At 71.1% G+C, this 7,815-nt stretch carries 12 protein-coding genes and 1 pseudogene; 2 read left to right on the top strand and 11 right to left on the bottom strand.

Features of this window, described 5'->3' with window-relative positions:
- The 11 genes and pseudogenes from rimM to ACTS11_RS13045 form a co-directional block, all read right to left on the bottom strand.
- Window positions 1–197 (bottom strand): annotated as a pseudogene (gene rimM / locus ACTS11_RS13095) (ribosome maturation factor RimM); the annotation flags it as partial.
- A complete protein-coding gene (locus ACTS11_RS13090; protein WP_442640751.1) occupies window positions 190–384 on the bottom strand; it encodes a hypothetical protein in 195 nt (64 codons plus the stop codon). The gene ACTS11_RS13090 and the pseudogene rimM, both read right to left, overlap by 8 nt.
- Window positions 385–499: 115 nt before the next feature.
- The gene (rpsP, locus tag ACTS11_RS13085) at window positions 500–886 is read right to left on the bottom strand and encodes a 30S ribosomal protein S16 (protein WP_442640750.1); all 387 of its coding nucleotides are present in this window, start codon (window positions 884–886) and stop codon (window positions 500–502) included.
- Window positions 887–927: 41 nt separating this feature from the next.
- Entirely contained in the window at window positions 928–1,242 is a 315-nt protein-coding gene (locus ACTS11_RS13080) for a chorismate mutase (RefSeq protein ID WP_442640749.1), read from the bottom strand.
- Window positions 1,239–1,769, bottom strand: a complete 531-nt coding sequence (locus ACTS11_RS13075) for a GNAT family N-acetyltransferase (RefSeq protein ID WP_442640748.1) — start codon at window positions 1,767–1,769, stop codon at window positions 1,239–1,241. Before ACTS11_RS13075 ends, ACTS11_RS13080 begins: the two co-directional genes overlap by 4 nt.
- The gene (locus tag ACTS11_RS13070; protein WP_442640747.1) at window positions 1,766–2,311 is read right to left on the bottom strand and encodes a GNAT family N-acetyltransferase; all 546 of its coding nucleotides are present in this window, start codon (window positions 2,309–2,311) and stop codon (window positions 1,766–1,768) included. The genes ACTS11_RS13075 and ACTS11_RS13070 overlap by 4 nt, the downstream gene beginning before the upstream one ends.
- On the bottom strand, window positions 2,308–2,892 hold the full coding sequence (locus ACTS11_RS13065) for a GNAT family N-acetyltransferase (RefSeq protein WP_442640746.1): 585 nt from the start codon (window positions 2,890–2,892) through the stop codon (window positions 2,308–2,310). The genes ACTS11_RS13070 and ACTS11_RS13065 overlap by 4 nt, the downstream gene beginning before the upstream one ends.
- Window positions 2,889–3,392, bottom strand: a complete 504-nt coding sequence (locus tag ACTS11_RS13060) for a GNAT family N-acetyltransferase (RefSeq protein ID WP_442640745.1) — start codon at window positions 3,390–3,392, stop codon at window positions 2,889–2,891. The genes ACTS11_RS13065 and ACTS11_RS13060 overlap by 4 nt, the downstream gene beginning before the upstream one ends.
- 2 nt (window positions 3,393–3,394) lie before the next feature.
- A complete protein-coding gene (ffh, locus tag ACTS11_RS13055) occupies window positions 3,395–4,897 on the bottom strand; it encodes a signal recognition particle protein (protein ID WP_442640744.1) in 1,503 nt (500 codons plus the stop codon).
- 156 nt (window positions 4,898–5,053) lie between these two features.
- Entirely contained in the window at window positions 5,054–5,545 is a 492-nt protein-coding gene (locus ACTS11_RS13050; protein WP_442640743.1) for a hypothetical protein, read from the bottom strand.
- Window positions 5,546–5,609: 64 nt separating this feature from the next.
- Window positions 5,610–6,134: a hypothetical protein gene (locus ACTS11_RS13045; RefSeq protein ID WP_442640742.1), complete on the bottom strand. Its 525-nt coding sequence runs from the start codon at window positions 6,132–6,134 to the stop codon at window positions 5,610–5,612.
- Between the two features lie 166 nt (window positions 6,135–6,300).
- Here ACTS11_RS13045 and ACTS11_RS13040 point away from each other — a divergent pair, with 166 nt between their 5' ends.
- Together ACTS11_RS13040 and ACTS11_RS13035 are read left to right on the top strand one after the other, a co-directional pair.
- A complete protein-coding gene (locus ACTS11_RS13040) occupies window positions 6,301–7,182 on the top strand; it encodes a LysR family transcriptional regulator (protein WP_442640741.1) in 882 nt (293 codons plus the stop codon).
- 47 nt (window positions 7,183–7,229) lie between these two features.
- Window positions 7,230–7,815, top strand: a 586-nt coding sequence (locus ACTS11_RS13035) for an EamA family transporter (protein ID WP_442640752.1), incomplete at its 3' end; no start/stop codon positions are given.

The raw sequence follows: 7,815 nt of genomic DNA, 5'->3' as shown, positions 1-7,815 counted from the left end.
ACGCCCGAGAGGCGCGCCGCGAGGCCGCCCTTGATCGCGCCCGTGAGCCGGATCCCGAAGCTGCGGCTGCCGTCTTCGGACGCGAGCGGCCCGTAGGCGGCGATATCCTCGGCATTGGCGCAGAAGCTCTTGAGGCGCACCTCGCCGCGCACGCCGAAGGCGCCCGCGATGGCGCCGACGCAGACCCGCTCAGCCACGGCGCGCCTCCATTGGCAGGGCGGAGCGCGACGGCTCGGGGCGGTCCACCTCGAGGGCGACCCAGAGAAGGAAGGCGAAGATCCCGGCGAGCCCGAGGAGCAGGAGCCCCACGAGCTTGCCCGGCCCGTCGCCCGCGACGAGGAACCAGAGGCCGACGCCGCCGAGGCCCAGGATCGCGAGGATCATGGCGAGACGCTCCGTCGCCGCCGCGGATGCGGTCCCTGGGCTCGGCAATCCTCGGACGGGCGCGCGCGCGTCATGGACTGGCGGGGCGCCCGGACGGCGCCCCTCGTCCCGAGGCTCATTCGGCCTCGGCGGCTGCGGGCTCGCCCGCGGGGGCCTCGGCGGCCGCTGCGGCCTTCGCGGCCTTCTCGGCGGCGCGCTGCTTGGCCTTGGCGCCCGGCTCGGCCTTCTTGACGTTCGCGCGCTCCTTCTTCGCCAGCACGCCGGCGGCCTCGAGGAAGCGGGCCACGCGGTCGGTCGGCTGGGCGCCCTGGTCGAGCCAGTGCTTGATGCGGTCGAGGTCCATCTTGATGCGGTCCTCGCTGTCCTTGGGCAGGAGCGGGTTGTAGGTGCCGAGCTTCTCGGCGAAGCGGCCGTCGCGGGGCATGCGGCTGTCGGCTGCGACGATGCGGTAGAAGGGGCGCTTCTTCGAGCCGCCGCGGGCCAGTCTGATCTTCATTGCCATGTCGTGGTCTCCTTTGAATGGCGGGGCGAGGCCGGAGGGCCTCAGGATTGATGACGCTCGTGGTGACGGATGACCTCGTCGATCACGAAGCGGAGGAACTTCTTGGCGAAGTCGGGATCGAGGTCCGCCTGCTTCGCCAGGTCTTCGAGCCGCGCGATCTGGGCCGCCTCGCGGGCCGGATCGGACGGGGGAAGGTCGTGCGCGGCCTTGAGCTTGCCCACGGCCTGCGTGTGCTTGAACCGCTCGCCGAGCGTGTAGACGAGGATCGCGTCGAGCCGGTCGATGCTCTCGCGATGCTCCCTGAGGAGGGCGGCCGCGCGGGCCGTCTCGTCCGTGTGGGCGGTGGCGTGGCTCATGGGCGGGCCTCTGTCGGAGATGGATGGCGCCAGATCTGCACATTGCCGATGGCGGGATGGTCGTAGTCGCCCTCGCAGACCGCGCCGAGGCGGCGGGCGAGTGCGGCGGAGCGGTCGTTGCCGGCCTTGATGCAGCTGATCGCGGTGGTCCAGCCGAGCGTGCCGTAGGCGTAGCGGAGCGCGAAGCGCGCGGCCTCGTGCGCCACGCCCTTGCCCTCGGCGGCCTCGAAGACGCTCCAGGCGATCTCGGGCTCGGGCCAGTCCTCGGGGAACATCGGACCGACGACGCCGAGGGGTTCGTCCGTGTCGCGGTCGGCGATCATCCAGCGGCCGTAGCCGCGCAGTTCCCAGTGCCCGATGAGGCCCGACAAGCGGTTGAAGGCGTCGGCCCGGTGCGGGTAGGGCCCGCCGACGCCACGCGCCCGGTCGGAGGCGCAGAAGGCGTGGTAGGCCTCGAAATCCGACATCCGCGGCGCGCGGTAGCGGAGGCGGCCCTCCTCGAAGACGGGGACGATGGACGCGCTCATGCCAGGACCTCCGCGGGCGCGGGATGGCGCCAGACCTGGATCGGCTCGTCCCGCGCGGGCCGCGCCGCGGCCTCGTCCAGCGTGCAGCCCAGCCGCTCCGCCAGTGTGAGGGAGCGGGCGTTGCGCGCGTCGATGTAGCTGACGGCGGTGGGCCAGCCGAGAACGGCGTAGACGTGGCGGCGAAGTTCGGTCACGGCCTCGCGTGCGTAGCCGCGGCCCTCGTCCCCCGCGCTCCAGACGGACCAGCCGAGCTCGCGCTCGGGCCAGTCGCCGGGATGCCACGGGCCTGCCGAACCTACGGGGCGGCCGGTGCCTTTCTCCTCAAGCACGAATGTGCCGTAGCCGCGCAGGTGCCAGTGCCCCGACAGGATCGCGAGCACGCGCCAGGCGAGCCCCGCCTCCTTGTCCGCGCCGCCGCCGATGAAGCGGGCGCGCTCGGAGGTGAAGAAAGGCAGGTAGGCGTCGAAGTCCGACGCCTGCGGCGCGCGCAGGATCAGGCGTTCGGTCTCGAGGACGGGCGTATCGGCGAGGTGCGCGGTCATGCCGCCCTCCCGTAGCGCCAGACGTGGATCGCGTCGTCCGCGTCCATGTTGATCCGCGCCTCCGCCGTGGCGTCGCGCGTGGCGCCGAGGCTTTGTGCCAGCCGGTTCGAGGCCGCGTTGCCCGGATCGACGTAGCTCACGAAGGTGCCGAGCAGCGACAGGCCGAAATCGCGCGCCGCTTCGCAGGCCTCCCGCGCGTAGCCCTGCCCCTGGTGCTCGCGCAGGAAGATGTAGCCGAGCTCCGGTTCGTCGTCGTCCCATTCGAGGCCGAGAAGGACGAAGCCGAGAAGTGTCCCGTCCTCGCGCCGTTCGACCGACCAGAGGCCGTGGCCGTGCAGGAGCCAGCCGGCGGTGTAGCAGCTGAACTCGATCCAGGCGTCCTCGGCCCCGTCGCCCTCCTCCGCGAAGTCGAGGAGCCAGGCATGCGTCCAGGCCGCGAGGTCCTCGGTCCGCGGCGCGCGCAGGCGCAAGCGGCCGGTCTCGAGCACGGGGACCGAGGTGCGGTGTCCCTCGGCCGCGCGGGCGGCGAGGCCAACCGGCGGCTGCGTGCAGCGCGGCATCTCGGAGGCGCGTGCGGTCATGCCGCCCTCCGATAGCGGAAGACGCAGTCCTCGGGGTCCTGCCTCGGCGCGTCCAAGTCCTCGACCGCACCGAGGCGGAGGGCGACCGCCTTGGAGGCATCGTTGTCGGGATGGGTGTAGCTCACGAGGGTTTCGATCGGCAGCGTCCCCCAGGCCCAGTCGCGCAGCCGCGCTGCGCCCTCGGTGGCGTAGCCCCGGCCCTCGTGGCCGTCGTAGAGCATCCAGCCAAGCTCCGTCTCCGGGTAGAGCGGTCCTGCGTTCAGGCCCACCTGTCCCACGGTCACTCCGTCCTCGCGCCGCTCCAGCATCAGCGCGCCGTGCCCGAAGAGCGGCCAGCACCCCGCGTCATGGCAGAAATTGCCCCAGGCACCGGGAATGTCGTAGGGCCCGCCCATGAACCGCGCGCGCGGGCTCGCCATCAGCGCGGCATAGGCCGGGAAATCCGCCTCGCGCATCGGGCGCAGCCTCAGCCGCGGGGTTTCGAGGGTCGGGGCCTGCATGCTCACTTCTTCTTGCCGAAACCCGAGAGGCCCGGGGGCAGCGCACCGCCGCCGAGACCGGGAAGACCGCCCATGCCCATCTGGCGCGCCGCCTTCTCCATCGCGGCGGGGTCCATCTGGCCCGGGTCCATGTCCTTGAGCGCCGAGGGCGCGCCCTTGCCCATCAGCGCGCCGAGGCCGCCGCGCAGGAGGCCCTTCTTGCCCATCTTGCCGAGCTTCTTCATCGCGTCGGCCATCTGGCGCTGCATCTTGAGGAGCTTGTTGAGGTCGGACACGTCCTGCCCGGCGCCCGCCGCGATCCGCTTCTTCCGGCTCGCCTGCAGGAGATCGGGGTTCGCGCGCTCCTTCCTGGTCATCGAGTTGATGAGCGCGATCTGACGGCGGATCACGGTGTCGTCGAAGCCCGCCTCGTCGAGCTGCTTCTGCATCTTCGCCATGCCGGGCATCATCGACATCATGCCCTGCATCCCGCCCATCTTGAGCATCTGCTCGAGCTGGCCCTTCAGGTCGTTCATGTTGAACTGACCCTTCTGGAAGCGCTTCATCATGCGCTCGGCCTGCTCGGCCTCGAGCGTCTCCTGCGCCTTCTCGACCAGGGCCACGATGTCGCCCATGCCGAGGATGCGGCCCGCGATGCGCGAGGGCTCGAAGGTCTCGAGCGCGTCCATCTTCTCGCCGAGGCCGACGAAGCGGATCGGCTTGCCGGTGATCGCGCGCATCGACAGCGCCGCGCCGCCGCGCCCGTCGCCGTCCATCCGGGTCAGCACGACGCCGCTGATGCCGATGCGGGCGTCGAAGTTCTCGGCGGTGTGCACGGCGTCCTGGCCGGTCAGGCCGTCGACCACCAGCAGCGTCTCGCGCGGGTTGGCGACGTCGCGCACCGCCTCGACCTGCGCCATCAGCTCCTCGTCGATGGAGAGGCGGCCGGCGGTGTCGAGGAGGTAGACGTCGTAGCCCCCGAGGCTCGCCTGCGTCTTGGCGCGCTTCGCGATGGCGACCGGGTCCTCGCCCTTGACGATGGGCAGCGTGTCGACGCCGATCTGCGTGCCGAGGATGGCGAGCTGCTCCATGGCCGCGGGGCGGTTCACGTCGAGCGAGGCCATCAGCACCTTCTTGCCCTCGCGCTCCTTCAGGCGCTTGGCGATCTTGGCGGTGGTGGTGGTCTTGCCGCCGCCCTGGAGGCCGACCATCAGGACCGGCGCGGGCGGGTTGTCGATCTTGAGGCGGCCGGGATCCTCGTCGCCGGTCAGGACGTGGACCAGCTCGTCATGCACGATCTTGATGACCTGCTGGCCGGGCGTCACTGACTTCGTGACCGCCGCGCCCGTCGCCTTCTTCTCGACCGCCTTGATGAACTGGCGCGCCACGGGCAGCGAGACGTCGGCCTCGAGCAGCGCCACGCGCACCTCGCGCATCGCGGTGCGCACGTCGTCCTCGGACAGCGCGCCCTGCTTGGTGAGCCGGTCGAAGACGCCGCCGAGGCGTTCTGAAAGGTTCTCGAACATGGGCTGGGGGCCCCCTTGTTTCGTCTCTGGTGCCCCCGAAGGTAGGGAGCGTGCCGGAAATGCGCCATGACCCCCGTGGGCGAAACCTCGCTGACGGGGGGCGATCCTGACGGGATCAGGACCGGAATGCTGACGCGTTCCCGGTTTGGGGCGCGGTTACGCCCTGCGGCGTGCCGAGTCAAGCCAGTCGGCGATGGCGAGCGCCGCCGGCTCCACGAGAGCGCCGCGGAAGAGCGTGGTCGTGACGGCGACCCACCGCGTCCGTCCGCCCTGGTCTCGGCGCAGGAACAGGATGTTGCCGACCAGCGCCTTCGACGGAACGACCGTGATCCGCGTGCCGGTCAGTTCGCTGAGCGGAAAGCCCGTCTCGCGCCGCCCGAAGATCGTCCGCCGGAGGATGCGGACGCGGCCCGTGTCCCGGTCGAGGACGCGGTGCGTGACCTGCGCGAACTTGTAGACCTGGACATACATGAAGACGACGAGCGCGACGGCGCCGACGGCCATCAGGGTGTCGCCCGTCCGAAGCTCGGGCCACCTGTCGACGAGGCCCGCGGTCATCGCCAGCGTGAAGGCGAGCCAGCCCCAGGCGTGCCCGGCGGGCCGCCACTCGATGACGAGGCGCGTGTCTGTCCGTTCGAGGATCGTCATGGTCCGGGCTCGGTGCGGGGTCTCGGGCTCCCCGTACCACGGAATTGCGGACCAATTCGGGCGCTCAGGCGCACTCCACGCGCAGCTCGGCCACGCTGCCCGTCAGCATGTCGTAACCGTGAGCGGCGAGCGTGAAGGCGCGGCGGAGGTCCAGGCGGTCCCATGCCTCCTGGCGCATCGGCGGCACGGGGCCGTCGAGCGTGCCCGCCCGGCCGTAGAGCGTCAGCGCCATGGGCCCCTCGAAGTCGATGCCCGCGAAGCTGAGGCCCTCGACGTCCTCGGCGTAGATGCCGATCAGGTCCGCCGTCGGCCCGCCCGCGGCGGTGACGACCATCCAGATCGTCCCCGCGATGTCGGGCCCGAGACGCATCTCGCCGGTGGCGAACCAGGCGGCGCCGTCGCCCTCCTGCGGGAGGGTCCGGCCGGTGGTCTGGAACTCGGCGGTTCCGGCGAGGCGGTCGCCGTTGAGGATCTCGCCCACGCCCTGCGTCACGACCACCTCGAAGTCGAGCCGGCAGGTCATCACCTGCGCCGAGGCCGGCATCGCAAACCAGAGACTCGCCAGGAAAACGGTCGCAAAGCCCTTCATGGCCGCGACCTTAGCCAGTGGGAAGGGGCCGGGGAAGGGGTGGGCCCGGCGATCCTCAAGGCTTTCGCGGTCCTGCCGATCCATGACAGGCCTTGCGTCAGCGCACAGGAAGCGAGAGGTTCACCTTGTTGCCGTGAGCTGGCGCACGGGAGGGAGAGGCGGGAGCATGGACAACTGGGACGAGATCCGCACGGCCTACCAGGTGGCCCGCCTCGGCACGGTCTCGGGCGCGGCGGAGGTTCTCGGCGTCCACCACGCGACCGTCATCCGCCACATCGACGCGCTCGAGGCGCGGCTGGGCGCGAAGCTCTTCCAGCGCCACGCGCGCGGCTACACGGCGACCGAGGCGGGGCAGGACCTGCTGTCGATCGCCTCCGTCGCGGACGACCAGTTCACGCAGCTCGCCGGACGCATCAAGGGACGCGGCGACGAGGTGACGGGCGACCTGATCGTGACCTCGCTGGGCGAGCTGTCGCCGCTCATCGTGCCCACGATCGCGGCCTTCCAGGAACGCCACCCCGACCTCCGCGTGCGGCTGATCTCGGACGCGCGGCTCTTCCGCCTCGAGTACGGAGAAGCGCATGTGGCGATCCGTGCGGGCAAGCTGCCCGACCAGCCCGACAACGTGGTGCAGCCCTTCTTCACGCTGACGCTGCGCCTCGTGGCGAGCAAGGCCTACGTGGATGCGCACGGGCCGCTCAACGACGACACGCTCGACAGCCACCGCTTCATCGGGCCGAACGAGGATACCCCGCGCGCGCCGCACTACCGCTGGCTGATGGAGACGGTGCCGGACCGCAACGTGGTCTTCCGCGCCTCCGACATGCGGGCCGCGAAGGAGGCGGTCGTCGCGGGCATCGGGATCGGGTTCGTCGCCTCATGGGACATGGATCGCACCGCCGACCTGGTCGACATGCTGCCGACGCTCGAGGAATGGTCGGCGAAGATCTGGCTGGTCACGCACATGGACCTGCACCGCACCGCCAAGGTCCAGAGCTTCGTGCGCCACCTCAAGTCCGAGGTGAAGTCCTGGCCCGTGGACCAGTGATCTCGCGCGCGACCGGCGGCACGGAGGCCACGCGCGGGCATCTCGCCATGCTCGCCTTCTCCGCCCTGATCGCGGGCAGCTTCTCGCTCGGCGGGCAGATCGCGAACGACATCTCGCCCTCGGCGCTGAACGCGGTGCGCTTCGTGATCGCGGCCGCCGCCGTCTACGGCGTCGTGGCGGCACGGGGCGGGGTGCCGAGGGCCGCGCTGGGCGCGCCCTGGCGCTATCTGATCCTCGGCGGGCTCTTCGCGGTCTACTTCGTGACGATGTTCGAGGGGCTGAAGACGGCGCCGCCGGTCTCGGCCTCCGCCGTCTTCACGCTGACCCCGGTGATGAGCGCGGTCTTCGGCCTCCTTCTCCTGCGGCAGGCGGTCAGCCCGCGCATCGCCTTCGCGCTCGCGCTCGGCGCGGCGGGGGCGATCTGGGTCATCTTCCGGGCGGACGTCTCGGCCATCCTGGCCTTCGAGATCGGCACGGGCGAGGCGATCTTCTTCTGGGGCTGCGTGGCGCACGCGCTCTACACGCCGCTCGTGCGGTTCCTGAACCGGGGCGAGCCCATTCTCGTCTTCACCTTCCTCACCCTCTCGGCCTGCGCGGCGATCCTGCTCGTCTGGGGCGCAGGCGACATCGTCG

Source organism: Roseicyclus sp., from assembly GCF_052168335.1.
In the GTDB taxonomy this organism is placed as follows: Bacteria; Pseudomonadota; Alphaproteobacteria; order Rhodobacterales; family Rhodobacteraceae; genus Roseibacterium.
Note: the sequence above shows the minus strand (reverse complement) of the source record. Positions and strands in the feature narration are given on the sequence as shown.